The sequence below is a fragment of the Streptomyces sp. TE5632 genome (assembly GCF_054061295.1).
This window is the reverse complement of the sequence record NZ_JBSSEA010000003.1, coordinates 3,423,322-3,447,835: the sequence shown is the minus strand read 5'-3', so window position 1 is coordinate 3,447,835 and position 24,514 is coordinate 3,423,322. Positions and strand designations below refer to the sequence as shown.

Here is a 24,514-nt window from a genome sequence, read left to right as displayed (position 1 = left end):
GCGAGGACCGGTCGGCCGTTCGAAGGAAAGTGTTCATCGTCCGTCCGCCGGAAAGACACCCGCGGCTCGTGGCAGTGGGGCACATGCGGCCTCCGGTCCGAGAACGGTGGAACCTGTGACGAACCCCCCTGGCGGGATTGTTCGGAATTGCTCAAGACACGGCTGAAGGAGGCCGTCAGGCCGGTCCCGGCCGAAAATCGACGAACTCCGGAAAACCTTCGGTCGAGCGTGAGACGCCAAGAGTTCACCTTTGATGCGTGCGGAATTCACCCCTCCGTCTCGGGCGGCACCTTCCCTTTCGAAAAAGTCGACAGACTGTTCCCCATCTCCATCCTTCGAGCGTGAGAGGCCCCCGTGCCGAGATTGTCCGTCGTCGTCCCCATGCACAATGTGGGAGCGTTTGCCGAGAGCACGCTGCGAAGTCTCGCCAACAACGCGGGCCCCGATGTCGAGTTCCTGCTCGTGGACGACTGTTCCACGGACTCCACCTCCTCGGTGATCGACCGGTGGGCAGAGCGGCAGCCCCGCGCCAGGGTGATCCGACACGAGAAGAACATGGGGATAGCCCAGGCACGCAACAGCGGTATCGATGCGGCGGACGGCGAGTTCATCACGTTCCTCGACGGTGACGACTGGTACGGGCCCGGCCACCTCGCCGAACTGGTGCGTGCCATGGACGAGCTGGGCTGCGACTTCGCCCGCACCGATCACGTCCAGGCCACCGGCACCGAGCGGGTGATCCGGCGGCCCTCGGCGCCGGCGCGCAACATCGTGATGGATCCGCGTGAGGGAATAGCGCCGGCCGACATGGAGACCATGGTCGACTACCCCTTCGTCTGGGCGGGGATCTACCGGCGGCACCTCTTCGACGACGGCGGCATGCGCTTCGCGACCGAACTCCGCACGGCGGAGGACCGGTTGTGGATCTGGCAGCTGCACCTGAAGGCCAGGACGTACGCGTCCCTCGGTGTGCACGGCGTGTTCTACCGGCGGGGCGTGGCGACCTCGCTCACCCAGATCAAGGACTCCCGTCAGCTGGACTTCATCCCGTCGTACGACACGCTGCTGCGGGAGCTGCAGAAGGACCCGGAGGCAGAACGTTTCCTCCTCAAGGCCGTACGGACCTACTGCGCCATGATCGCCTTCCACATCGGCAAGGCGAACGAGTACGAGCCCTCGGCGGCGCAGCGGCTGCGGCGGGAGACGCGGGCCGCGCTGCACCGCATGCCCCAGCATGCGCTCGAGGAGACCCTCAGAACCATCGACAGCACTCGGAGCAGGTTGCTCAGCCGCCTGCGTGACGGGCGGAAGGCTGCCTGACCCATGTCCCGCAAGACCCAGATCTTCCAGGTCTCGACCCTCTACGGAGCGGCCACCCTCGCCGCGGCGCTCGACGCGGGCCTGTTCGGACCGCGCGACGCGGCCCGGCGCATCCTGCTGGTCTCCAACAACGCCGCCGTACCGGAGACCGCCCTGCGGCTCGACGAGATGCACGGCTACGCGCGCATAGCGGGCCGGTTCGACTCGGTGGTCAGCTGGAACGAGGCGATCAGTCCCCACCACCCCAGCGCCTGGGGCCCACGGGGCAACGACACGGTGATGTGGCAGAAGGCGTTCCGTCTGCAGTGGGGCATCGGCGAGCGGGACCTGATCGAACTCGCCGTCGAGTCGATCCAGGTCAACCCGGCCCGCGCGTTGGCGGCGATCTTCTCCGAGAGCACCGTCCACGTGTACGCCGACGGCCTCATGAGCTACGGCCCGACCCGGGACAAACTGCCGCTGACCACCGCCCGCCGCATCCGGCGGCTGCTCCACCTCGACCTGATCCCCGGTCTGAAGCCCCTGCTGCTGTCCGAGTACGGCGTCGGGCCCGAGGTCGTCCCGGACGAGGCGTTCCGCGAGGTGCTCGACGAGATCTCCCGGGACGCGGCGGACGACCCGCGGTTGGCGCCCGTCCTGGAGGAGGCGCCGACGGCCGTGCTGCTCGGCCAGTACCTGGCGGCGATCAACATCCTGAGCGCGCAGGAGGAGGAGGACCTCCATGTCCGCATGCTCACCGGGGCCGTGCGGGCCGGCCACCGGTCCGTGGTCTTCAAGCCCCATCCGACGGCACCCGCCGGCTACTCGGCGGCGCTGAGCAAGGCGGCGGCGGACGCCGGGGTCCGGCTCACCGTGCTGGACGCGCCGCTGCTGGCCGAGACGCTGTACCACCACTGCCGTCCCGCACTCGTCGTCGGCTGTTTCTCGACGGCGATGGTGACCGCCTCCGCCTACTACGACGTGCCCGTCGCACGGGTGGGGACCGGACTGGTGATGGGGCGCCTCAAGCCCTATCCGAACAGCAACCGCGTGCCCCTGGCCGTGGTCGACCATCTGGTACCCGATCTGGAGCGCGACCAGGACCCGGCGCTCGTCGGCACGGCCCCCGAGACGTTGTCACCGCTGGTGAGCGCGATGGGTTTCTGCATGCAGCCCAAGACGTACCCACAGCTGCGGGAGTCGACGGCCGACTGGCTGCGACGCAACCTGGCCGGCAGCCCCGGCCACTACTTCCCCGAACCGCGGCTGGCCGAGCTCCGCCTTCCCGGCAGCAAGCCCCGATCGCGCGCCAAGCTCCAAGTGAGCCGGGCGAAGCGCGTGGTGCGCAGGACGGTACGGCGCGGCGTCCGGAAGGGGTGACGCAACCCCGGCCACCGGAAGGCCGGGCCCTCTCACCCGCCCCGGGCCGCCAACCGAGACTCACCGGTCACAGTGGAGCCATTCACTCGTCAACTCCCGTACACCGGGCACACGGAGAGTGGCCCGGTGCCGAACGACACCGCAGTGCTCCTGCCGCAGCAGCAGAGCAGCGCTCCTTCCGGACAGACCGCCGCACCGCGCGAACACCGCTTCGACATCGACCTGATGCGGCTGATCTGTTCCGCCACCATCATGCTGGGACACGTGGGCGCCCAGTTCATCCGCTCCACCGGCAACGATCCGGAGAACGGCTCCGGATCGTACTGGGCGGGACACGTGGCGGAGGCGATCAACCCGTTCGCCGTTCCCATGTACTTCGCCATCGCCGGCTGGGCCGTGCTGGTCGGCGCGCCCCCGCGGGACAGCGCGCGGATGTGGCAGCGGATCGTCCGCAACCTCGTTCCGCTCTTCGTGTGGACGGCGATCTACCTCGTCTGGGCCTGGCTGCGCGACCGCAACGACCGGCCCGTGGCCGAGCTGGCCACGGACTCCCTCTTCGGCTCCGTGCAGCCCGCCTACCACCTGTGGTTCATGTACGCCTACATCCCGATCATCATGCTGCTCGCCTTCGCGGTGCTGCTCAAGGCCGGCAAACGGCCCTGGGGGCTCGGGGCGGCCCTGCTCGGCATCGCGGTCCTCCCCAGCGTGCTGACCACTCTCGCCGAGGTGACGGATCACGACATGCCGTCCTCGGCCTGGGGCTTCGGCACCTACTCACTGGTGTACGCGGTCGGCGGCGCGCTGCTGTTCTCCCTCCCGGCCGGCGCCGTACGGTCGCGCCGGCCGCTGTTCCTCCTGCTGCCGCTCACCATGGTCGGGGCCCTCTGGTACAACACGCAGATCCATTACGTGATGCCCAACGCACATCTGTTCGTCGCCCTCATGAGCATCTGCGTGCTGCTTCTGATCAGCAGGGTCAGGGTTCCCGAGAAGCGGCGGCCCCTGCTGCGGAAGCTGGCCAATGCCGCGCTCGGCGCGTACATGGTGCATGTGCTGTTCGTCGAGGAGATCGTCGCCCCGCTGGTGTCGCCGGACCTGAGCGGACCGGCGGCGGGGCTGCTCCTGGTGGGCCTGCTGATCACCGTCGTCTCCCTGTCGTTCGCCACCAGCCTGCTGTGGGGGAGGCTGAACCTGCGACGCCTGCTCGGGTGAGCCGGCCGGAGCGCGTACGCACAGAGAGGCCCCACCCCGCCGAGACGACCGGACTCGCGGGGGCGGGGCCTTCGGCGTTCCCGCGTCCGCCGGCCTCCGGCGCACCCGGATCCCGTGAGGGCTCCATACGGAGTTCGCCACTTGTTCGCCTGCCGATCGACTTCGTATTCCTCCCCCACCGCGGCCCCGCCCCTAGCCTGTCCCCAGCCCGCAAGCCGCATCACTCCTGCTCGACTCCCGACGGATTGAGGCATTCGGTTCCATGAACAGCCGTTCCCTGCTGACCAGCCCGGCCTCCCGGCGTCTGCTGCGCCCGGTGGCCGACCTCATCGACCGACGCATCGAGCGGCGCATCCGCTCGGCGGCCGCCGCGGACACGGCGGAGAGAGAGCGACTCCGCGATGCCGTCGAGGAGATGAAACGCGGGCAACTCACCCTCGACCTGCTGCTCGGCTCTCGTGGTCGAGGTCTTTCACGCATGGTGAGCCCCGGTCCGCTGGGCCGCCTGCACTCCGAGGTGGCCGAGCTGGCGGGCGACCGGGCCGCCGCCGAGCGCAACGTCGCCACCGCGTTCCGGCTGCTGGTCTCACTGGAGTCGCTCGGGGTCGGCCGGATCGCCGGCGGCACCATGAACATCTGCGGCAAGCTCGGCACCATCCCCCTGCTCGACCCGCCGAACGACGAGATCCTCGAGATCGGCACGCTCTACGGCATGTTCTCCACCGGGCTGATCCGGATGCTGGAGCGCGACGGCCGCAGCCCGAGCGTGACGATCGTCGACCCGTTCGCCGGCGTGCAGCTCCAGCCCGGCACGCCGCGGCGCGACGACCCCTCCGGCACCCCGGTCGACGAGCACGCCGTCCGCACCAACCTCGCCCTGGCCGGTCCGGCGGGCCTGGCCGCCCGGATCCAGCGCGGTTTCTCCGAGGACCCCGACACCCGCGCCGCCGTCTCGGACCGCCGCTACGGCGTGATCGTCGTCGACGGCGACCACTCGGCCGAGGGTGTCGCCAGGGACCTCGAATGGGCGGAGGAGATCGCCGCCCCGGGCGCGATCGTCGTCCTCGACGACTTCGGCGACCCCAAGTGGCCGGGCATCAAGGAGGCGCTGGACAAGCACCTCGCGAGCGACACCCGTTTCACCTACCTCGGCAAGGCGTCCCACTCGGCGTTCCTACGGGCTTCCTGACACCCGGACGGGGGGGCAAGGGCGCAAAAGGCACGGACGGCACGGACGGCACGGACGGCACGGACGGTATCGAAGCACGGAGGACCACCAGCGTGACCGAGACGGCCGTCAGCCCGGCGCCGCAGCCCCGGCCCACCGCCACGGCGCCCGCGAAACCGCGGGACGGCCCCACCGCCGCCCCGTCCCGGTCCAGAACCCCCGGCGGCCGTCTGCGCGCCCTGGACGGGCTGCGGCTGCCGGCCGCGCTGATGGTCGCGGGCGCCCTCACCCACCCGTTCCACCCGGTCCACGAGCACCTGGGCCGGATGGTCGTCCACGCCCCGCACCGCGGCCTGGGCATCGGCTCGGCGGAGACCTTCGGCCTGACGATCGCCGCGATGCTGCTGCCGGCCCGGCCGCTGAACCGGTACCTGGAGGACGTCCTGACCCCGAAGATCCGGACCCGCCTGTCCCGGCCCTCCCCCAAGCCGCTGTCCAAGGCGGCCTGAGCCTCGGACGGCCGCCTGCCCGCCGGCCGGGGCAGGCGCGGCCCTACGCGCTCGCCAGCGAAAGCTTCACCGCGAAGCCCAGGAAGAGGGCGCCCGCCGCCGAGGTGGCACCCGCCGACAGGCTCCGGCGGCGGCGGAAGGCGTCGGCGAGCCGGGTGCCGCCGAATATCAGTGCGCTGAGGTAGAGGCCGCTGGCGAGCTGGAGCATGGCGCCGAGGATCACGAAGGACAGTGCGGGATAGGCGTAGCCCGGGTCGACGAACTGCACGAAGAAGGCGACGACGAACAGGATCGCCTTCGGGTTGAAGAGACTGATGACGAACGCCTGGCGGAAGGGCCGCTCCGCGGCGGTGGCGACGGCCGGGGCCCCGGCCGGGGCGCTCTCCCGGCGCGTGCGCCACATCTTCCAGGCGGCGCGGAGCATGCCGACGGCGAGCCAGGTCAGATATCCGGCGCCCAGCAGCTTCACGATCCCGAACAGGAAGGCGTTCGTCTGGAGCAGCGAGGCGGCTCCGGCGGCCGACAGCGTCATCAGCACGGTGTCCCCGCACCAGACCCCGGCCGCGGCGGTGTACCCGGCCCGCACGCCCCGGCGGGCGGCGACGGACAGGACGTACAGGGAGTTGGGGCCGGGCAGCAGCACGATGAGGACGAGCCCTGCCAGGTAGGTGGGGAGGTCTGTGACGCCGAACATGGAGGGAGTGTCGCACGAGTTTGCGACACTCCGCGCCGGTATTTCAGCCGTCGAGAAGCGTGTCCACGGAGAGCTCCACGCGCACGCCGACCGACTCCGGGACAGCCACGTCCTGACCGCGCTTGAAGCGCTGCGGGTCGGGATACTCGCCGTCGGCCGGTTCCGTGCAGAGCAGGACCTCGTCGTGCTTGCGGTCCACGACCAGATAGGCCGGGATGCCCGCCTGGGCGTAGCACTCGACCTTGGGGCCGAGGTCGTCGGACCAGTTGGACGACGTGATCTCGACGACGAGGCGGAAGACGTTCGGCGCGTAGTAGTTCTTGGTGACGTAGGCGTCGCGGAGGTCCTCGTCGACGACGGACAGGTCGGGGATCGCGAAGTCCGCCGGCAGCGTGGGAAGCCACAGGCCCACGCCCTGGATCCATTCGGCTCCGCTTTCCGCGAGAGCCGCACGCTCGAGCGCCCTTCAGAACTTCGTCAATGACAACCCGTGCGAGCCATCCGGCGACGGTGTCACAGTGAGCCTCCCCTGGAGAATCTCCACGCGGTGGCCAGGCAGTGCACGGGCGAGCTGGTCGGCAGCCCCGCCCAGGGTCAGCTCCTGCTGCAGTACGGCCATGGCGTCCTCCTTTTCGGGGCCCACTCTCCACGAGAGTGACCAGGGCGGGTCGAATGCCGCCCATGATCACCCGTACGGATTAACAGCCCAGGTCAGAACGCGTCGCTCGGTACGTACGTGCCCCAGATCTCCCGCAGCGCGTTGCACACCTCGCCCACCGTCGCCCGCGCCCGCAGGGCCTCCTTCATTGGGTACAGGACGTTGTCCTCGCCCTCCGCGGCCTTCTTCAGGGCGGCGAGCGCCGAGTCCACGGCGCCCTGGTCGCGCTCCGCGCGGAGCTTGGCCAGGCGTTCGGCCTGCTGGGCCTCGATCGCCGGGTCGACGCGCAGCGGCTCGTACGGCTCCTCCGCGTCGAGCTGGTAGCGGTTGACGCCGACCACGACCCGTTCACCGGAGTCGGTCTCCTGGGCGATCCGGTAGGCGCTGCGCTCGATCTCGCTCTTCTGGAAGCCGTGCTCGATGGCGTTGACCGCGCCGCCGAGGTCCTCGACCTTCTGCATCAGCTGCAGCGCCGCGGCCTCCACCTCGTCGGTCATCTTCTCGATGACGTAGGAACCCGCGAAGGGGTCGACGGTCGCCGTCACGTCCGTCTCGTAGGCCAGGACCTGCTGGGTGCGCAGGGCCAGCCGGGCGGACTTGTCGGTGGGCAGCGCGATGGCCTCGTCGAAGGAGTTGGTGTGCAGGGACTGGGTGCCGCCGAGGACCGCCGCGAGGCCCTGGACGGCGACGCGGACCAGGTTGACCTCGGGCTGCTGGGCCGTCAGCTGCACACCGGCCGTCTGCGTGTGGAAACGCAGCATCAGGGACTTCGGGTTCCTCGCCCCGAACTCCTCCTTCATCACCCGCGCCCAGATCCGGCGGGCCGCCCGGAACTTGGCGACCTCCTCCAGGATCGTCGTCCGGGAGACGAAGAAGAACGACAGGCGCGGGGCGAAGTCGTCGACGTCCATCCCGGCCGCGACCGCCGTACGGACGTACTCGATGCCGTCGGCCAGCGTGAACGCGATCTCCTGCGCGGGGGACGCCCCCGCCTCCGCCATGTGGTAGCCGGAGATCGAGATCGTGTTCCACTTCGGGATCTCGGCCCTGCAGTACTTGAAGATGTCGGCGATCAGCCGGAGGGAGGGCTTCGGCGGGAAGATGTACGTGCCGCGCGCGATGTACTCCTTCAGCACGTCGTTCTGGATCGTGCCGGTGAGCTTGCCGGCCGGCACGCCCTGCTCCTCGGCGACCAGTTGGTACAGGAGCAGCAGGAGGGCGGCGGGCGCGTTGATCGTCATCGACGTCGAGACCTGGTCCAGCGGGATGCCGCCGAACAGCACCCGCATGTCGTCGATCGAGTCGATGGCGACGCCCACCTTGCCGACCTCGCCGGAGGCGATCGGGGCGTCCGAGTCGTGGCCCATCTGGGTGGGCAGGTCGAAGGCGACCGACAGGCCCATCGTGCCGTTGGCGATCAGCTGCTGGTACCGCGCGTTGGACTCGGTCGCCGTGCCGAAACCGGCGTACTGGCGCATCGTCCAGGGACGACCGGTGTACATCGTCGGGTACACGCCCCGGGTGAACGGGTAGGCGCCCGGGGCACCCAGCTGCTCGGCCGGGTCCCAGCCCTCGAGGGACTCCGGCCCGTAGACCGGTTCGATGGGCAGTCCGCTCTCGGTGGTCCGGGCACTGCCCGACTCGCGCGCCATGGTGTGATGCCTCCCGCTGAGCGGTACTGCTCGGACCGCTCGCCTGTTACCCGTCAGTTACCCGCCAGTAAAGACCCGACGCTTCGACGGACTGTAGCCGTGCGGGTGCGGCCCGGTGCAGAGGCGCACGCTGGGACCTTGCTCACAGGGCCGGTGGGACCGCGCTCACAGCACACGCCGCCCCTGCCGTCTTCCCGTCACACACCACCATGCCCCGTGGTTCGGAAGCGGTCACGTCCGGGGAACATCTCAGGGAAAAACCCTAGATGACGACCGACCGCGAGCGGTGAGACGACGGGAGGGCCGCGTGCGCAGTACGGGCATGGGGACGGGAAGAGCGGTGGCCGTGTTCCTGGCGCTGGCCGCCCTGACCGGCGGAGCCGTGGGGTGCACGGTGCAGCCCGTCGACGCGGACGGCAAGCGGCGGTCACCGATACACATCGAGAGACCGAGCGAAACGCCGTCCGCGTACCGGCCCCCGGACTCCGGGTCCGGTTCCGGTTCCGACGGCGGGGAAAAGAGCGGCCGTGGCGGTGCGGAGACCGCCGCGCCGCCACGGCCGCCCGCGCGGGTGCTCTGGTCGCCCGGCGACTCGGGGCGCGACGTCCGCGAGCTCCAGGCCCGGCTGCGTCAGGTCGCCTGGCTGTTCGACGGCCCCACCGGGACGTACGACGACCGGACGAGGAAGGCGGTCGAGGGGTTCCAGGGCAAGCGCGGACTGCCGCGGACCGGGAGGACCGACACCGTCACCTGGCAGCGGCTGCTCGGCATGACGCACGAACCGGGCAAGTGGGAGCTGTACCTGATGGGCGGCCAGCCGGCCGCCGCACCCGACGCGCGGTGCCGGACGGGCCGGGTGCTGTGCATCAGCAAGTCCACCCGCACCCTGCGCTGGATGATCGACGGGCGGACCGTGATGACGCTGCCCGTCCGTTTCGGCGCCGACCCGACACCGACCCGGGACGGCGTCTTCCAGGTCTACTGGAAGTCCCGCGACCACTGGTCGACGCTCTACGACTCGCCGATGCCGTACGCCATGTTCTTCAGCGGCGGCCAGGCCGTGCACTTCTCGGCGGACTTCGCCGCGCGGGGCTACGCCGGTTCCTCGCACGGCTGCGTCAACGTGCGGGACGAGGCGGCCATCGCCCGGCTGTACGGGCAGGTGCGCAACGGCGACAAGGTCGTCGTCCACGGGTGAGCGCCGCGCGGGCACAAGGGGGTGGGAAAGGGCGCGGGCGGGACCGGGGGAACGTGTCCCGCCCGCGCCGAGATGCACGAGCCGCAGGTACGGGGGGAACCCCGGCTCAGTGCTGAAGCCGATGACCAGTCGGCTCACTCATTACTGCGCCCCGGCGGCCAAAAACGTCACACATGGCGGCCAAGAGGTGACCAAATCCCGCAAAGCCGCAGGTCAGCCGGGCTTGTCGGCGCCCTTGCCGTTGTTGCCGTTGTTGCCGCCGTTGCCCTTACCGCCGCTGTTGGCGTTGCCGTTGCCCGCGCCCTGGTTGCCGCTGTTTCCGTTGTTGCCGTTGTTGCCGCTGTTGCCGCTGTTCCCGTTGTTCCCGTTGCTCCCGTTGTTCCCGTTGTTCCCGTTGTTCCCGTTGTTCCCGTTGCTCCCGTTGTTCCCGCCGTTACCGTTGTTGCCGCCGTTACCGTTGTTGCCGCCGTTGCCGTTGCCCCTGCCCTTGTCGCGGGTGTCGGGGTCGCCGTCGTTCTGCGCCGTGGAGCCGGAACCGGAGCCGTTGCCGGAGCTCGTGCCGCCGCCTGAGCCGGTTCCCCCGGCCCCGGGCGGCCAGGACGTTCTCGCAGTACGGCCCGACCTGGGAGGAGCCGCCCGCGGCCTTCTCCAGGAGGCGCTTGCGGTTGCCCTGGAGCTTCCTGCCGTCGCGCAGCGCACGGCAGGCCGAGGCGATCTGCCCGCGGCCGGCACCGACCGCCGGGTCGCCCGGCCGCGCCGCCGTACCGCCGCCCTCGTCGCCGCCCGGCCCGTCCCCCTGCCCCGTGACCGCTTCGTCGTCCCCGGACCGCTTGCCCGGGTCGCCCCCCGGTGTGGCTCCGCCCCGCGGGTCCCCCTTCGGCGGGGGCGGCGGCTGGGGGCGTTCGGGGGTGGCGGAGGCCGTGGGGTCGGTGCCCGAGGACCCCGAGGACCCCGAGGACGCCGTCGGCAGGACGCCGGTCGCGGCCACGACCGCCGCCCCACCGAACATGCCCACGGTCAGCGCGGCCGCCAGCCCGTAGCGCACGGGGCGCGCCCAGCGGGGCCCCCGCCGGGTTCCGGAACCGTCCCCGCTCGGGGCGCCGATACGGATCAGTCCGGCGTCGACGGACCGCGTTCCGGCCCGGTGCTCGGCGGGCGGGACGGCCGAGTCGGCGTGCGGCTGTCCCGCGCGTTCCCCGCGCACCTTGCGGAAGGCGGCCAACGCTGCGGCCTCACCGGGGAGTTCCTCGTCGGCCGACGGGGGTGGGGGTGGGGAGGAGAGCGCGCCGAGCGTTCGGGCGAGACGTTCTGCCTGGTCACGGGTGGTCGGGTCGGCAGCTTCGAGTGGCTCTCCGTTCAGCAGTCGCTCCGCGGTTTCGCGGTTCAGCCACCTGTGCTGCTCGTCGGCCATCACATGTCCTTCTGCGTCCGCGCTCGCATATGCGTCACACTCGCGGACGTCACCGCGGGGCGGCGCGGTTCTCTCTGGAGGGGGAGGGCGTCGAGCGCCCCGGCGGATTCCGGATGTGCCTCCGGATCGCCGTCGAGCATCTCGGCCAGCCGTTTCAGGCCCCGGTGCGCGGCGGTGCGTACGGCGCCCGGCCGCTTGCCCAGCGTCTCGGCGGCGGTCTTCGCGTCGAGGCCCACGACCACCCGGAGGACGACGGCCTCGGCCTGGTCCTGCGGCAGTCGGGCGATGAGGGCGAGGGCGCCGTCGGTGGCCATCGCCTCGATGGCCCGGTCGGCGGTGTCGAACGCCGCGGCCCGCCCGGTCAGTTCGGTCTCGTCGCCGCCGATCGCGGGGCGGCGCCCGCGCATGCGTATGTGGTCGAGTGCGCGGTTGCGGGCGATCCGGGCGGTCCAGCCGCGGAACCGGTCCGCGTCACCGCTGAACCGCTGCAGGTCCCGGGCGATCTGCAGCCAGGCCTCGGACGTCACGTCCTCTGCGTCGAGATCGCCGACCAGTGTGCGCACGTATCCCAGCAACCGCGGATGCACGGCTCGGTACACAGTCCGGAACGCGGTCTCGTCCCCGTCCTGTGCCGCCCCCACCGCGGCGGTCAACTCCGCGTCGTCCCCCAACACCGCGCGCGCCCTTCTGCGCCTCAGCCGGCACCGCTTCCGCGGACCGGGTACTCGCCGTCGTGGTTACTCGATCGATTACGGACTCTAGGGCCTGCCCCGCGGCCCGTGATGGTTGTGGTCGTTTGTCCTTCACGGCCTGGCGCGAAAGGCACGTTACGACCTGAAACCTCTCCCCGTCCATGCCCGGCGATGACTGTCCATGATTTTCGTGCATGGTTCAACAGACCTGTGACCGGCCGGTGTGACGGAAAACGCACACATGGCGCTGTAGGAGTTACGGGCCGCCGCGCGGCCCGTGCCGCGCGACGGCCGGGGCCTCTCCTGTGGGGGGTGGCGGCCCCGGCCGTTGCCTTGGCGGCTGACGGGACAGGATTACGGCTTCTTCTCGCCACCCGGCTGAGCGGGCTTGCCCTGACCGTTGCCCGCGCTGTTGCCCGAAGCGCTGTTGCCCGCGCCATTGCCCGAAGCGCCGTTGCCGGAGGAGCTGTTTCCAGCCGCCCCGCCCGCGCCACCGGTCCTGTCGGTCGGCGCACCGGTGCCGCCGGGTTTCGCCTCACCCGTCGCCGACCGCAACCGCTCGGCGCAGTACGCGTCGACGTTCACCGCGCCGCCCGCCGCCTCGACGAGCCGCTTCCAGGCGACCGACTCCAGCGCCTTGCCGCGCCCTTCGAGCCGCTCGTACGCCCGACAGTGGGCCTCGACGTCCCGGGCGCCGGCGGGGCGCTCCGGCGCGGCGGAGTCGGAACCGGGCCGGGAGTCCGCACCGGCGCCGGCGGACCGGTCGTCGGACGGGCCCCCGGAAGCCGAGGCGCCGGCCGGAGCCGTGGTGTCGGCCGGAGCCGTGGTGGGGCCCCGGTTCCCGTCTTCCCCGGGGCCATCCACCGCCGAGCCGGCCGCGCCGATCCCGGCGACGGCGACCCCACCCAGGCTGAGACCGGCGATCAGGACGGAGAGGGTGGCCTTCACCGAGAAGCGGCCGAGGCGCCGCTCCCTCGGCCGCCAGTCGTCCCGGCGCCGGGGGCGGGCGCCGGTGCGATGCGCGCCCGCCTCCCGTGCCTCCCGGAACGCGGCCACGGCCCGCTGCTCGCCCTCGTCGTCGACACCGTCCCGGACCAGCGCCCGGACGAGCAGCGCTTCGAGGCCCGCGGTGCCACGGACAGCGTGCGGACCGGAGCCGGGACGGCCCTGACCGGCCGGGTGACGGCCCTGCGACGCGCCCTCGGGGTGCCCACGCCGACGGCCGGACGGCGCGCCGTCGTTCCTCCGCTCACCCATGTCCGTTTCCGTCCCTGCTCGATCCACTCGGTTCACTCCCGGCCCCGCCCGGCACGGCCGGCCCGCACGCCCCACTCGCTCGGGCGGTACGGCCCGACCGACGCATACGTTCCGCGCGTCCGGCCTGTTCAGACCGCCCGGCGGGCCGGAGGCCGCGGGTCGCCGGGGCAGGCCGGCCCGGTCGGGGCGCCGTCCCCGCCCTCCGTCACGCGCCGTCCCGGTCGCGGGTCACTTCGACTCACCCAGCGTCCGGGAGGCCTCATCCGTCACACTTTCGACACCCAGTTGTGCGGCCAGGCGTTTCAGACCCCGGTACGCGGCCGTCCGTACCGCGCCCGGCCGCTTTCCGAGGACGCGGGCGGCGGCGGGTCCGTCGAGGCCGACGACCACCCGCAGCAGTACGGCCTCGGCCTGGTCCCGGGGCAGTCCGGCGACCAGCGCCAGGGCGTGCTCCGTGGAAATGGCCTCCAGCGCCATCTCGTGCGTGCTCTGCCGGCCGGGGAGGTCCCACACGTCCTGTTCCAGTGCCGAGGGGCGAGGCCGCGCCCGCTGCCGGCGCAGGTGGTCCAGGGCCCGGTGCCGGGCGATGGTCGCCGTCCAGCCCCGGAACCCCGCCCCGTCGCCCTTGAACCTGCCCAGGTCGCGGGCTATCTCCAGCCAGGCGTCCGACGTCACGTCCTCGGCGTCGTCACCGACCAGCCCGCGCACATACCCGAGCAGTCCGGGCTGGACGAGCCGGTAGGCCATGGCGAAGGCGGCCTCGTCCCCGTCCTGGGCCCGCGCGACAGCCGCGCCCAGCTCCCCGTCGTGCTCCTTCGCGCGACGGGGTTCCCCTCCCTTGCCCAAGAACCGTCCTCGTCCGTACCGAGTTCGTGGGGCGACCGCTTGGTGCGACACATCGGGCCGTAGCCCGCCCCACGGTCATCAGCGTCCGGCGCCACGAAAGTGTCACAGCTCGTCAACCGCCCCGTACGACCCTCCGGTCGCGAGGGATCGAGGATCCACGGACCGGTCGGGTGCCGTATCCGCACACCACGGCCGGGGCTCCGTGCGGGACGCGGAACCCCGGCCGTGGCGCGTGCGCGGCGCCGCGCATCACGTCCGCAACGCGTCCCGGCACAGCAGGCGCAGTGATCCGTCGCCCGTGTAGCAGCGGCGGGCCTCGTCCACGGGGTCCCAGAAGCGGCCGTCGGGGGTGCGGACCCAGTGGTCGCCGCCCGAGGCCCACCACTCTCCTCCGGTCTGGCGCACGATCACCTCACCGGCATAGGCGCCGAATCCGCGCAGCACCGTCTCCACGGCGGCGTACGGGGCCGCCTCCTGGCGTATGTCCCCGATCATGCGGTCGACGCTCCACAGACTGCGCGCCGAGTAGTCGAGTCGCAGCCGTGCCCCTTCACGCATCGCCGTCACGGTGTCCGCCGCCCATCGCGCGGGCTTGGTCGCGGCCGAAGGCCTGGTGCCCTGCTGTGTCGTCGCAGTCGTCGCAGTCGTCGCAGTCGTCGCAGTCGTCGCAGTCATCGCAGTCGTCACACTCGGTAGAGCGCTCGGGCCGATGGATTCGTCACCGCGGTTCCGCAACCGGTGCAGAACCGCCCCAGGGCCACCGCACCGCGGTCACAGAACGTGCTCGTTCGGGTGGGGATGTCGACACGAGGGTGACGGATCGGGGGTCTGCTGCGCTCCTGTCTTCGATGAGTACGTACTTCCATCTACGCGCCGTACCGTCCCCGGCCCTGCGCAACAGCCCCGCCTGGCTGCTACGGCTGTTCGAGGACGACTGGGAGGCCGTGCGCGGACGCATAGGCCGGCACCGTGAGGAGATCCTGGACAAGGGGTATCTCGACCAGGAGTTCCTCTACACCGGTGCGGCCCCGCGGCACACGCCGGCCGGCCCGCCCGCCCACGTGGTCCTCGGCGGCCGTCCGGTCACCCCGCCCGGCCCGGACCGGCCGCCCTTCCTGCTGCTGACCTCGGCCCAGGCCGGCCGCGTCGCCTGCTTCCTGGAGAGCGCCGACTTCGACGCGCTGTGGCGGCGGGCCCGTGACCGGCTCCTTCCGCGCTACGGCGGGCCGGAGGTGGAGCCGCAGGCGCGCGACGCCTTCGCGGCGGCCCACCGCGACCTGACCACGTTCTACACGTGCACGGCACGGCAACAGGAGGCAGTGGTGAAGTGGCTCCTGCCCTGACCCGGAACGACCGTCCCTGCCGGTCGCCGGTGCCTGGCGGTCAGCCGTCCCTCAGCCGTCTCTGCGGCTCCGGCGGGACAGTGCGGCGACCAGTACGCGGCGGCCCTCCGTCGACACCTCGAGCGCACGGCGCAGTCCGGCCGGGCCGTGGCCGGCCAGGACCTCCAGAACGGTGATCTGGCGGCGCAGTTCGGCGGCGGCGAGCGGCGACAGCGGCAGACCCTCCGTACGGCCCCCGAGGGCTGCCGCGATCGCGTCCGTCACGTCCTCGTGCGGAGCACCGCCGTCCAGGAACCGGTGGATCCGCAGCGCGGCGACGGAGCAGGCGTGGGCCCACTCCCCCAGCGCGGGGGCGGAGCGCTCGGCGGGGGCGGTGGTGAGCATCCGGTGCGCGAGCGCCACGGCGTCACCGTCGGCGGCCCCGTCGGCCGCCCCGTCGAGCTTGCCCCGCGTCTGCTCCAGCCGCTGTGTCCAGTCGTCGGCGGCGGCGTCCTCGGCGAGGCTCGCCCACAGGGGGCGCAGCGTCTCGTCGTCGCCGCCCAGCAGCGGTACGCACCGATCCAAACAAGCCAGTCCGCTCGCGGCCAGCCCACGCTCGTCCGCCTGCGCGATCAGTTCCACCAGACTCATCCACGTCTCCCTCAGCGGGTCTTCGCAGGCCCCTGACAAGGCCCCTTTCACGGACCTCACGGGGCGGAGGCCGCATTTCCCCTTACTGCGTGCGACGGCCCGGGAGTGTCACAGAGGCGCCACTCCGAGCCGGTCGAGTAAGCGGAAGAAGAGGTTTTCAGCCACAGTTCCGGGACCGGGGTCGGCGGTCAGGATCTCGACCAGCGCCTCGGCGGACACGGTGTGTCCGGCCTCGGCGGCCCATTCGACGGCACGCTCCGCGGCGTCACGGGGCTCGAGGAAGTAGTCCTCCAGCGTGAGCCCCTCCCGCTCCACACCGTCCTGCTCCCCGTCGTCCCGCCCGCCGTCCGTTCCCGCGCCGAGGTGGCCCGCCATCGCGGCACGCGCCAGGCAGGTGGTCCACGCGCCGCTCTCCGGCGCCGCCGCCTCCACCACCACGCAGGCGCTGTCCATCACGTAGCCGAACAGCGCGGGCGCGCCCGTCTGTCCGGCCAGGTCGTTCATGCTCCCGATGCCGCCGTCACCGCTCGGGTACTCCCAGATCTGCCAGCCGCCCGGTGCCGACGTGCGCAGGGTCATGCCCCGGGCGCCGGCCAGCGCGTCCAGTTCGGGGAGCGGCCGCTCCCCGCGGACCACGACGAAATACCCCCAGTAGCCCATGTGCCGGTATTCCCCCCGTGTCGGTCTCGGCTCGACAGAAGACCACCACAGTCGCACGGGGGTTCGCAGGAATACGCTGCAATCCGTTCGTTCGTGACCTTGTCGCAACCGCCGGCTCAGCCCAGCTTGTCCGCCAGGGCCCGGAACTCCGCCCAGGACAGTTCCGGTTCGCCGCCCGGGTGCCAGAGTTTCTGCACCGTCGCCCGCAGCGGCATCCTTATCCCGGCCGCGACCTGCTCCTGGGTCTGGGAGTTCGCCAGGTCGCACCAGACGGCGAAGGACCCGCCGAGGATCTGTCCGTCGTACTTGGCGGGCACCGGGGTGGTGCCGCGCAGCACCAGCGGCGTCCACTGCTCGTAGATCCGCTCGCCCGTCGGGTAGACGAAGGTCTGCGGCTCCCCGAGCACGTAGTAGAGGAACTCGTCGTTGTAGTTGACGACGTCGCGGCCCTCGCTCAGGTACTCCACCGGCTGGCGGGCGCCGATCTCCTTGCCGGTCCAGTAGGCGATCTGGACGTCCTCGGCCGCCTGCACCGAACCGCCCCTGAAGAAGCCGTCGTTCCAGGCGCGGGGCGTGCGGTCGTGGGCGCGGACGGTGTCGGCCCGGTCGTTGAGCCAGCCGGTGGCCAGGTCCTCGACGGTGGCGCCGGAGCCGTACTTCTTCCGCGCGGCGGCCGCCAGGTCCGGGAACGACGCCTCCGGGTCGGAGACCACCAGCGCCTGGTACTCGTCGGCGCCGAGGTGCCACTGCCCGCCGGGGAAGAGCCCGGCGTACTCGTCCAGCAGGTCGTCGACGATCTCGGCGGACGCGTCCTGGGAGATGTCGATCGCGCCGCGCACCACGCCGCCGTTCACGTTGCGCAGCTGGAGGGCGGGGTGGGCGGCGATGACCGCGCCGAGGTGTCCGGGCGAGTCGATCTCGGGCACGACGGTGATGTGCCGGCTCGCCGCGAGGTCGACGATCCGCTTGACCTGCGCCTTGGTCAGGTGCTGCTCGGACACGATCTCCGGGTGCGAGTCCGACTCGATGCGGAAGCCCTGGTCGTCGGAGAAGTGCAGACCCAGCTCGTTGAACTTCAGGTCGCCGAGCTCGCGGACCCGGTCCTCGATCCAGTCGGCGGTGAAGTGCTTGCGCGCGACGTCCAGCATCATCCCGCGCCGCTGCTTGGCGGGCTCGTCGCGCACGACGCCCTCGGGGGCGGTCTCGGCGCCGCGTATCTGCTGCTTGAGGGTGCGGGTGCCGTAGAAGACGCCCGCCTCGGCGGGAGCGCTGACGGTCACCCGGCCGCCCCGCACGGTCATGGTGTACGACTCGGGGTTCGCGCCCTTGTCCTTGTTCAGCACCAGGCGCAGGTCCCCGGCGCGCTCGTCGTCCTTCTCCCCCGCGTACGTCAGGCCCAGCTCACCGGCTATGAGGCGGCCCTCGTCGGCCAGCGCCGGATCGCCGACGACCACCCGGTGACCGCGCTCGGGGCGCCAGCCGGGGCCGCGCTCGGCGCTGTGGTCGCGGACGGCGGGTATGGTCCGGGGCGCCTGGGACAGGGGGTAGGAGCGGGTGGGGCTCGGCTCCGGCGGCGCGCCCTCGGACCGGGAGGCCGCGGAACCGGCGTCGTCCGAGGTCGCCCAGAGCCCGAGGCCCACCCCGGAGGCCGCGACCACCGCGCCCGCGGCCAGGGCCACGACCAGCGCCCTCCGCTGTTTCTTCTGAACGGATGCCCGAGATGCCCGACGCTTGCGTCGCCTGTGCTGACTCACACGGCCAACCTACGACTCGTACGGGTGAAGAGCATCGACGGGCTGTTCCGAAACTCTCCCGTCCGGGTGAATTTCGGATATCGATCGGACACGTCATGGACTCACTCGATAACGTGACGACACAACTCTCACACCACCCGCCACCTGATCCCTCACCGCCTCGCCACCTCGCCGCCTCACCCACCGACAGACCCACCCACCCGCCGACACCCGTGACACCCCCGAGGACTCACGCTGCCTGCGCACCGTCTCCCGCATCGCCCCGGCCGTGTCGCCATACCCGGACAGTCTCGCGGCACGCCCACGCCCGACACGCCCGGATCGACCGACACGCCCGGCGACGTCCCGTCCCCGCTGGAGCGCTTCAACGCCGCGTCCGCCGAGGACGCCGAGCGAGCCCTCCTGACCTGTCTGCACAGCCCCGGCTGGGCGGTGCGCGTCGCGACCCACCGCCCGTACCCGGACCTGGGCTCCCTCCTGGCGGCAGCGGACGAGGCGGCCTACGACCTGCCCCGCACGGAGCGTGTCGCGGCCCTGGCCGCGGAGGCCCTCCCCGGCCTCCCGAAGGACGCGTACTCCGCCGCCCACACGGCACTGAACGCCGCCAACGCGGCCTATGAGAGCCGCTTCGGGCACCCGTTCGTCATCTATGTCGACGACCTGAAGCCGGACGAGGCCCTGGACCACGTACTCGAAGGCATCCGGTCACGATTGGCCAACGATCCGGAGGAGGAGCGCCTGGTCGCGGGGGAGGAACTCCGGCGTCTGGCACGGGGCCGCCTGATCGCTCTCCTCTCGGACGGGAACCGCTGACAGGCCGCGGCATCCGCCCCATCGGCACCCTTCCCGGAACATCACCGGACAGTCCGCTCCATAAGCGGCCTTTCTAGCCCGTAAGCGTGCCAGTTCGATCCCAGCGGCAGGGCCCCTGTCCGCCTCACGACAACACGTGGCTACGATGCTGGGGGCCGGTGGACCGTACCCGGCCGGGCCCGACCGACACGGAGAAAGCCGGCGCGGCCCCGAACCCCGCTCCCGGAGGCAATTTCCGTGCCGGCTGGAACGCTGTACCGCGGCCGGGAAGGAATGTGGTCCTGGGTGGCTCATCGAGTCACCGGCGTCCTCATCTTCTTCTTCCTGTTCGTTCACGTGCTGGACACCGCCCTCGTGCGGGTGTCCCCGGAGGCCTACGACACCGTCGTGGCCACGTACAAGACGCCGATCGTCGCGCTGATGGAGTACGGCCTCGTAGCCGCCGTCCTCTTCCACGCGCTCAACGGCCTGCGTGTCATCGCCGTCGACTTCTGGCTTCAGGGCGCCCGGTACCAGAAGCAGATGCTCTGGACCGTCGTCGCCGTGTGGGTCGTGCTGATGCTCGGGGCGATCTACCCCGTGCTCGGCCACGCCGCTCGTGAACTGTTCGGGAGCTGACGCCAATGTCCACGACTGATTCCACCGCTTCGGGCATCGGCCCCGTCGAAGGCGCCTCGCTCTACTCGGTCGACCACCCGGCGCCCTTCATCGAGCCGCCCCGCGCGCGCACCAAGAAGACCCCGAAGAGCACCCGGGGCAACTTCGAGATGGCCGCCTGGCTGTTCATGCGCCTGTCCGGCGTCGTCCTGGTCGTCCTGGTCATCGGGCACCTGCTGATCCAGCTCGTCCTGGACGGCGGCGTCTCCAAGATCGGCTTCGCCTTCGTGGCGGGCCGCTGGGCCTCGCCGTTCTGGCAGGTCTGGGACCTGCTGATGCTGTGGCTCGCGATGCTGCACGGAGCGAACGGCCTGCGCACGGTCATCAACGACTACGCGGAACGCACGAACACCCGGCTGTGGCTCAAGGGCCTGCTCTACACCGCCACGGTGTTCACCATCCTGCTGGGCACGCTGGTGATCTTCACCTTCGACCCGAACATCCGCTAGGCACGGGGTTGCGAGAAACATGAAGATCCACAAGTACGACACCGTCATCGTCGGCGCCGGTGGCGCCGGTATGCGGGCCGCCATCGAGGCGACCAAGCGCAGCCGCACCGCCGTGCTGACCAAGCTCTACCCCACCCGCTCCCACACGGGCGCCGCGCAGGGCGGCATGGCCGCCGCGCTGGCCAACGTGGAGGAGGACAACTGGGAGTGGCACACCTTCGACACGGTCAAGGGCGGTGACTACCTGGTCGACCAGGACGCCGCCGAGATCCTGGCGAAGGAGGCCATCGACTCCGTCCTCGACCTGGAGAAGATGGGCCTGCCGTTCAACCGCACCCCGGACGGCACCATCGACCAGCGCCGCTTCGGCGGCCACAGCCGCAACCACGGCGAGGCCCCGGTCCGCCGCTCCTGCTACGCGGCCGACCGCACCGGTCACATGATCCTTCAGACGCTGTACCAGAACTGCGTCAAGGAGGGCGTGGAGTTCTTCAACGAGTTCTACGTCCTGGACCAGCTGATCACCGAGGTCGACGGCGTCAAGAAGTCGGCCGGTGTGGTGGCGTACGAGCTGGCCACCGGTGAGCTCCACGTCTTCCAGGCGAAGTCCGTGATCTACGCCTCCGGCGGCAACGGCAAGTTCTTCAAGGTGACGTCCAACGCGCACACCCTGACCGGTGACGGCCAGGCGGCCGTGTACCGGCGCGGGCTGCCGCTGGAGGACATGGAGTTCTTCCAGTTCCACCCGACCGGCATCTGGCGCATGGGCATCCTGCTGACGGAGGGCGCCCGCGGTGAGGGCGGCATCCTGCGCAACAAGGACGGCGAGCGCTTCATGGAGAAGTACGCGCCGGTCATGAAGGACCTCGCCTCCCGTGACGTCGTGTCCCGATCCATCTACACGGAGATCCGCGAGGGCCGCGGCTGCGGTCCCGAGGGCGACCACGTCTACCTGGACCTGACCCACCTCCCGCCGGAGCAGCTGGACGCCAAGCTGCCCGACATCACGGAGTTCGCGCGCACCTACCTGGGCATCGAGCCGTACAACGACCCGATCCCGATCCAGCCGACCGCGCACTACGCCATGGGCGGCATCCCGACGAACGTCCAGGGCGAGGTCCTGGCGGACAACACCACCGTCGTGCCGGGCCTGTACGCGGCCGGCGAGGTCGCGTGCGTGTCGGTGCACGGCGCCAACCGCCTGGGCACCAACTCGCTGCTGGACATCAACGTGTTCGGCAAGCGTGCGGGCATCGCGGCGGCCGAGTACGCCCACACGACCGACTTCGTCGAGCTCCCGGAGAACCCGGAGTCGTTCGTCGCCGAGCAGATCGAGCGGCTGCGGACCTCCACCGGCACCGAGCGGGTGGCCGAGATCCGCCGCGAGCTGCAGGAGACCATGGACGCCAACGTCATGGTGTTCCGCACCGAGCAGACGATCAAGACGGCGGTCGAGAAGATCGGGGAGCTGCGCGAGCGCTACAGGAACGTCGCCATCCAGGACAAGGGCAAGCGGTTCAACACCGACCTGCTGGAGGCCGTCGAGCTGGGCAACCTGCTCGACCTGGCCGAGGTCATGGCCGTCTCCGCGCTGGCCCGCAAGGAGTCCCGCGGCGGCCACTACCGTGAGGACTACCCGAACCGCGACGACGTCAACTTCATGCGCCACACCATGGCGTACCGCGAGGTGGGCGACGACGGCACCGAGTCCATCCGTCTCGACTACAAGCCGGTCGTCCAGACCCGCTACCAGCCGATGGAGCGTAAGTACTGATGGCTACCCCTGTTCTGGACAAGGCGGACGCGGCCGGCTCGCCCGAGCCCGGTTTCGCCGACTCCCCCTACATCACCGTCACCTTCCGGATCCGCCGGTTCAACCCGGAGGTCTCGGCGGAGGCGACCTGGGAAGACTTCCAGCTGGAGATCGACCCCAAGGAGCGCGTCCTCGACGGTCTGCACAAGATCAAGTGGGACCTGGACGGCACCCTGACCTTCCGCCGCTCCTGCGCCCACGGCATCTGCGGCTCCGACGCCATGCGGATCAACGGCACCAACCGCCTGGCGTGCAAGACGCTGATCAAGGACCTCAACCCCGAGAAGCCGATCACGGTCGAGCCCATCAAGGGCCTCACGGTCCTCAAGGACCTGGTCGTGGACATGGAGCCGTTCTTCCAGGCGTACCGGGACGTGATGCCCTTCCTGATCACGAAGGAGACCAACGAGCCGACGCGTGAGCGGCTGCAGTCCGCCGAGGACCGCGAGCGCTTCGACGACACGACGAAGTGCATCCTGTGCGCCGCCTGCACGTCCTCGTGCCCGGTCTTCTGGAACGACGGCCAGTACTTCGGTCCGGCCGCGATCGTCAACGCGCACCGTTTCATCTTCGACTCGCGTGACGAGGCCGGCGAGCAGCGCCTGGAGATCCTCAACGACCGTGACGGCGTCTGGCGCTGCCGGACGACCTTCAACTGCACGGACGCGTGCCCGCGCGGCATCGAGGTCACCAAGGCGATCGCGGAGGTGAAGCGGGCGCTCATCACGCGCCGCTTCTGACGTTCTCCCGACGCTCCGCGCCGTGACGACCGAGGGCCCCGATCCACTGGATCGGGGCCCTCTCGCCCTGAGGGAACCCCGGGCGCTGCTGGTGACCGGCCTGCGGGTAGCCGGGCTGCGGGTAGCCGTAGGGGCCGGACTGGCCGGCCGCACCGGAGTTCGGGGAGCCGAAACCGGGCGGCTGGGACGGCTGCTCGCTCACGGTGGTGTCTCTCCTGGTGAATGCGGAAACTGCCAGTCATCTCGCAGGACGCGGACGGCGAAGAGAAGTCGGGCCCCGGCCTCGGCCGCCCCTCCGGAAGAGTGGCCCTCCACCGCTCCGTCCCCTCATCCGCTCACTTCGGAGGGAAAGCACCTAATGTGACGTCATGCCAGGTGACGAGTCCTACGAACTGCTCGGGTTCGACCATGTTCTGTTGCCCGTCGGGGACCTCGACGAGGCTGTCGGGTTCTACGGTCGGGCCGGGTTTCCCGTCGGCTTCCGGCTGGACGAGGCCGGGATCGTCCAGCTGAAGGTGGGCGGCGAGACGCCCGGGATGGTGCTGCGGCTCGAGGAGGGACTGGGGTGCCGGCCGCCGGTGTGGCCCTCCGTGCGGGTGTGGCTGGAGGTGCCCGACGCCCGGGTCGCCGCCGAGGCGTTGAGCGGTGCCGGGATCGGTCTGCTCGACGGGCCCTTCTCGGGCGCCACCGGCTGGACCGTCGAGTTCGCCGACCCCTGGGGGAACGTGGTCGGCCTGACCGACTACGCCAAGCGTCCTCAGCTCGGGCGTCGGCCGTGACCACCGGCCGTACCCGCGACGGGAGTCAGGACGGTCCCCGCGCCGCCCCGCGGGGTCTTCCTCCCCGCAGGGCCTTCCTCCCGGCCGGGGGTCCTCCGGCATGCCGTTAGGCTCTTCTCCCGTGCCCGCGAAGAACGACGGCCCCGGCGACGGTGCCGCACCCAGCAAGTCCGAGCAGACCCGCGCCCTGATCCTGGAGACGGCCATGCGGCTGTTCCAGGAGCGCGGGTACGACAGGACGACCATGCGGGCCATCGCCACGGAGGCCGGGGTCTCCGTCGGCAACGCGTACTACTACTTCGAGGGCAAGGAACACCTGATCCAGGGGTTCTACGACCGGATCGCCGCCGAGCACCGGCAGGTGGTCCGGGAGATCCTGGACCGGGAGACCGAGCTGGAGGCCCGGCTCGCGGGCGTGCTGAAGGCATGGCTGGACATCGCCACGCCGTACCACGAGTTCGCGGTGCAGTTCTTCAAGAACGCCGCCGACCCGGACAGCCCGCTCAGCCCCTTCTCCCCCGAGTCGGAGCACGCGCGCGTGCTGGCGATCGGCGTCCACCAGGAGGTGCTGGCCGGGTCGGGGGCCAAGGTCGCACCGGAACTGCGGGAGGTGCTGCCCGAGTTGATGTGGCTGGCCCAGATGGGTCTCGTCCTGTACTGGATCTTCGATCGCACCGCGGACCGCGAGCGCAGTCACCGCCTCGCCGAGCGCGGCGCCCGCATCACCGCGCGGGGTGTCGCCCTGGCCCGTTTCCGCGTACTGCGCCCCCTGGTCCGCGAGGTCCACGAACTGTTCACGGACTTCCTGCCGGGCCTGACCGGGGCCCTGCCCGACCCGGCGAGACCCCGCGGCACGACACCCGCCGAGCACGGCCGCACCGCACCGCGCGACTGACCACT

The 24,514-nt window shown here is 71.0% G+C and carries 27 protein-coding genes; 14 read left to right on the top strand and 13 right to left on the bottom strand.

What is annotated here, in order from left to right:
- The first annotated feature begins 354 nt into the window (after positions 1 to 354).
- The 5 genes from ACVW19_RS21040 (at position 355) to ACVW19_RS21020 (ending at position 5,568) form a co-directional block, all read left to right on the top strand.
- Positions 355 to 1,320 (top strand): glycosyltransferase family 2 protein, encoded by a 966-nt coding sequence (locus tag ACVW19_RS21040; RefSeq protein WP_457460862.1) that lies wholly within the window; start codon positions 355 to 357, stop codon positions 1,318 to 1,320.
- A gap of 3 nt (positions 1,321 to 1,323) precedes the next feature.
- A complete protein-coding gene (locus tag ACVW19_RS21035; protein WP_457460861.1) occupies positions 1,324 to 2,679 on the top strand; it encodes a polysialyltransferase family glycosyltransferase in 1,356 nt (451 codons plus the stop codon).
- Between the two features lie 126 nt (positions 2,680 to 2,805).
- The gene (locus tag ACVW19_RS21030; RefSeq protein ID WP_457460860.1) at positions 2,806 to 3,891 is read left to right on the top strand and encodes an acyltransferase; all 1,086 of its coding nucleotides are present in this window, start codon (positions 2,806 to 2,808) and stop codon (positions 3,889 to 3,891) included.
- Between the two features lie 262 nt (positions 3,892 to 4,153).
- A complete protein-coding gene (locus ACVW19_RS21025; protein WP_457460859.1) occupies positions 4,154 to 5,080 on the top strand; it encodes a class I SAM-dependent methyltransferase in 927 nt (308 codons plus the stop codon).
- 92 nt (positions 5,081 to 5,172) lie between these two features.
- On the top strand, positions 5,173 to 5,568 hold the full coding sequence (locus tag ACVW19_RS21020; RefSeq protein ID WP_457460858.1) for a hypothetical protein: 396 nt from the start codon (positions 5,173 to 5,175) through the stop codon (positions 5,566 to 5,568).
- 43 nt (positions 5,569 to 5,611) lie between these two features.
- Here the strand turns inward: ACVW19_RS21020 and leuE are convergent, their stop codons facing one another.
- The 4 genes from leuE to ACVW19_RS21000 all read right to left on the bottom strand — a co-directional run bounded on the left by leuE (position 5,612) and on the right by ACVW19_RS21000 (position 8,572).
- Entirely contained in the window at positions 5,612 to 6,262 is a 651-nt protein-coding gene (gene leuE / locus ACVW19_RS21015) for a leucine efflux protein LeuE (protein ID WP_457460857.1), read from the bottom strand.
- A 43-nt stretch (positions 6,263 to 6,305) separates the two neighbouring features.
- Positions 6,306 to 6,674, bottom strand: coding sequence for a Uma2 family endonuclease (locus ACVW19_RS21010; RefSeq protein ID WP_457460856.1), 369 nt, complete (start codon positions 6,672 to 6,674; stop codon positions 6,306 to 6,308).
- A 54-nt stretch (positions 6,675 to 6,728) separates the two neighbouring features.
- Positions 6,729 to 6,881 carry a hypothetical protein gene (locus tag ACVW19_RS21005; protein ID WP_457460855.1) on the bottom strand — a complete coding sequence of 51 codons (153 nt, stop codon included), beginning with the start codon at positions 6,879 to 6,881 and terminating at the stop codon, positions 6,729 to 6,731.
- 92 nt (positions 6,882 to 6,973) lie between these two features.
- Complete coding sequence (locus ACVW19_RS21000) at positions 6,974 to 8,572, bottom strand: acyl-CoA mutase large subunit family protein (protein WP_457460854.1); 1,599 nt, start codon at positions 8,570 to 8,572, stop codon at positions 6,974 to 6,976.
- Between the two features lie 322 nt (positions 8,573 to 8,894).
- Between ACVW19_RS21000 and ACVW19_RS20995 the strand changes: the two genes are divergently transcribed.
- On the top strand, positions 8,895 to 9,770 hold the full coding sequence (locus tag ACVW19_RS20995; RefSeq protein ID WP_457460853.1) for a L,D-transpeptidase family protein: 876 nt from the start codon (positions 8,895 to 8,897) through the stop codon (positions 9,768 to 9,770).
- Positions 9,771 to 10,221: 451 nt separating this feature from the next.
- Here ACVW19_RS20995 and ACVW19_RS20990 read toward each other — a convergent pair whose 3' ends face one another.
- The 5 genes from ACVW19_RS20990 to ACVW19_RS20970 form a co-directional block, all read right to left on the bottom strand.
- Complete coding sequence (locus tag ACVW19_RS20990) at positions 10,222 to 11,181, bottom strand: hypothetical protein (protein ID WP_457460852.1); 960 nt, start codon at positions 11,179 to 11,181, stop codon at positions 10,222 to 10,224.
- Entirely contained in the window at positions 11,181 to 11,855 is a 675-nt protein-coding gene (locus tag ACVW19_RS20985; RefSeq protein WP_457460851.1) for an RNA polymerase sigma factor, read from the bottom strand. Before ACVW19_RS20985 ends, ACVW19_RS20990 begins: the two co-directional genes overlap by 1 nt.
- Positions 11,856 to 12,227: 372 nt before the next feature.
- Positions 12,228 to 13,130 carry a hypothetical protein gene (locus tag ACVW19_RS20980; protein WP_457460850.1) on the bottom strand — a complete coding sequence of 301 codons (903 nt, stop codon included), beginning with the start codon at positions 13,128 to 13,130 and terminating at the stop codon, positions 12,228 to 12,230.
- A 228-nt stretch (positions 13,131 to 13,358) separates the two neighbouring features.
- On the bottom strand, positions 13,359 to 13,976 hold the full coding sequence (locus ACVW19_RS20975) for an RNA polymerase sigma factor (protein ID WP_457460849.1): 618 nt from the start codon (positions 13,974 to 13,976) through the stop codon (positions 13,359 to 13,361).
- Positions 13,977 to 14,225: 249 nt separating this feature from the next.
- Positions 14,226 to 14,651 (bottom strand): hypothetical protein, encoded by a 426-nt coding sequence (locus ACVW19_RS20970; protein WP_457460848.1) that lies wholly within the window; start codon positions 14,649 to 14,651, stop codon positions 14,226 to 14,228.
- 173 nt (positions 14,652 to 14,824) lie between these two features.
- On the opposite strand from ACVW19_RS20970, the gene ACVW19_RS20965 reads away from it, so the two are divergent.
- On the top strand, positions 14,825 to 15,319 hold the full coding sequence (locus ACVW19_RS20965; protein WP_457460847.1) for a DUF1877 family protein: 495 nt from the start codon (positions 14,825 to 14,827) through the stop codon (positions 15,317 to 15,319).
- Between the two features lie 51 nt (positions 15,320 to 15,370).
- Here the strand turns inward: ACVW19_RS20965 and ACVW19_RS20960 are convergent, their stop codons facing one another.
- The 3 genes from ACVW19_RS20960 to ACVW19_RS20950 all read right to left on the bottom strand — a co-directional run bounded on the left by ACVW19_RS20960 (position 15,371) and on the right by ACVW19_RS20950 (position 18,294).
- Entirely contained in the window at positions 15,371 to 15,949 is a 579-nt protein-coding gene (locus ACVW19_RS20960; RefSeq protein WP_457460846.1) for a hypothetical protein, read from the bottom strand.
- 108 nt (positions 15,950 to 16,057) lie between these two features.
- Positions 16,058 to 16,609 carry a hypothetical protein gene (locus ACVW19_RS20955; protein WP_457460845.1) on the bottom strand — a complete coding sequence of 184 codons (552 nt, stop codon included), beginning with the start codon at positions 16,607 to 16,609 and terminating at the stop codon, positions 16,058 to 16,060.
- A gap of 116 nt (positions 16,610 to 16,725) precedes the next feature.
- A complete protein-coding gene (locus tag ACVW19_RS20950; protein ID WP_457464704.1) occupies positions 16,726 to 18,294 on the bottom strand; it encodes a beta-N-acetylhexosaminidase in 1,569 nt (522 codons plus the stop codon).
- A 303-nt stretch (positions 18,295 to 18,597) separates the two neighbouring features.
- Here ACVW19_RS20950 and ACVW19_RS20945 point away from each other — a divergent pair, with 303 nt between their 5' ends.
- The 5 genes from ACVW19_RS20945 to ACVW19_RS20925 all read left to right on the top strand — a co-directional run bounded on the left by ACVW19_RS20945 (position 18,598) and on the right by ACVW19_RS20925 (position 22,835).
- Positions 18,598 to 19,176, top strand: coding sequence for a 2-oxo-4-hydroxy-4-carboxy-5-ureidoimidazoline decarboxylase (locus ACVW19_RS20945; protein ID WP_457464702.1), 579 nt, complete (start codon positions 18,598 to 18,600; stop codon positions 19,174 to 19,176).
- A 237-nt stretch (positions 19,177 to 19,413) separates the two neighbouring features.
- A complete protein-coding gene (sdhC, locus tag ACVW19_RS20940) occupies positions 19,414 to 19,794 on the top strand; it encodes a succinate dehydrogenase, cytochrome b556 subunit (protein ID WP_457460844.1) in 381 nt (126 codons plus the stop codon).
- Between the two features lie 5 nt (positions 19,795 to 19,799).
- Entirely contained in the window at positions 19,800 to 20,282 is a 483-nt protein-coding gene (locus tag ACVW19_RS20935; protein ID WP_457460843.1) for a succinate dehydrogenase hydrophobic membrane anchor subunit, read from the top strand.
- A gap of 19 nt (positions 20,283 to 20,301) precedes the next feature.
- On the top strand, positions 20,302 to 22,056 hold the full coding sequence (gene sdhA, locus ACVW19_RS20930) for a succinate dehydrogenase flavoprotein subunit (RefSeq protein WP_457460842.1): 1,755 nt from the start codon (positions 20,302 to 20,304) through the stop codon (positions 22,054 to 22,056).
- A complete protein-coding gene (locus ACVW19_RS20925) occupies positions 22,056 to 22,835 on the top strand; it encodes a succinate dehydrogenase iron-sulfur subunit (RefSeq protein ID WP_457460841.1) in 780 nt (259 codons plus the stop codon). Before sdhA ends, ACVW19_RS20925 begins: the two co-directional genes overlap by 1 nt.
- Here ACVW19_RS20925 and ACVW19_RS20920 read toward each other — a convergent pair.
- Complete coding sequence (locus ACVW19_RS20920; protein ID WP_457460840.1) at positions 22,819 to 23,037, bottom strand: hypothetical protein; 219 nt, start codon at positions 23,035 to 23,037, stop codon at positions 22,819 to 22,821. The two genes, ACVW19_RS20925 and ACVW19_RS20920, sit on opposite strands and share 17 nt — an antisense overlap.
- A 166-nt stretch (positions 23,038 to 23,203) precedes the next feature.
- On the opposite strand from ACVW19_RS20920, the gene ACVW19_RS20915 reads away from it, so the two are divergent.
- Complete coding sequence (locus ACVW19_RS20915; protein WP_457460839.1) at positions 23,204 to 23,614, top strand: VOC family protein; 411 nt, start codon at positions 23,204 to 23,206, stop codon at positions 23,612 to 23,614.
- A gap of 121 nt (positions 23,615 to 23,735) precedes the next feature.
- Entirely contained in the window at positions 23,736 to 24,509 is a 774-nt protein-coding gene (locus tag ACVW19_RS20910; protein WP_457460838.1) for a TetR family transcriptional regulator, read from the top strand.
- Positions 24,510 to 24,514: the final 5 nt, after the last annotated feature.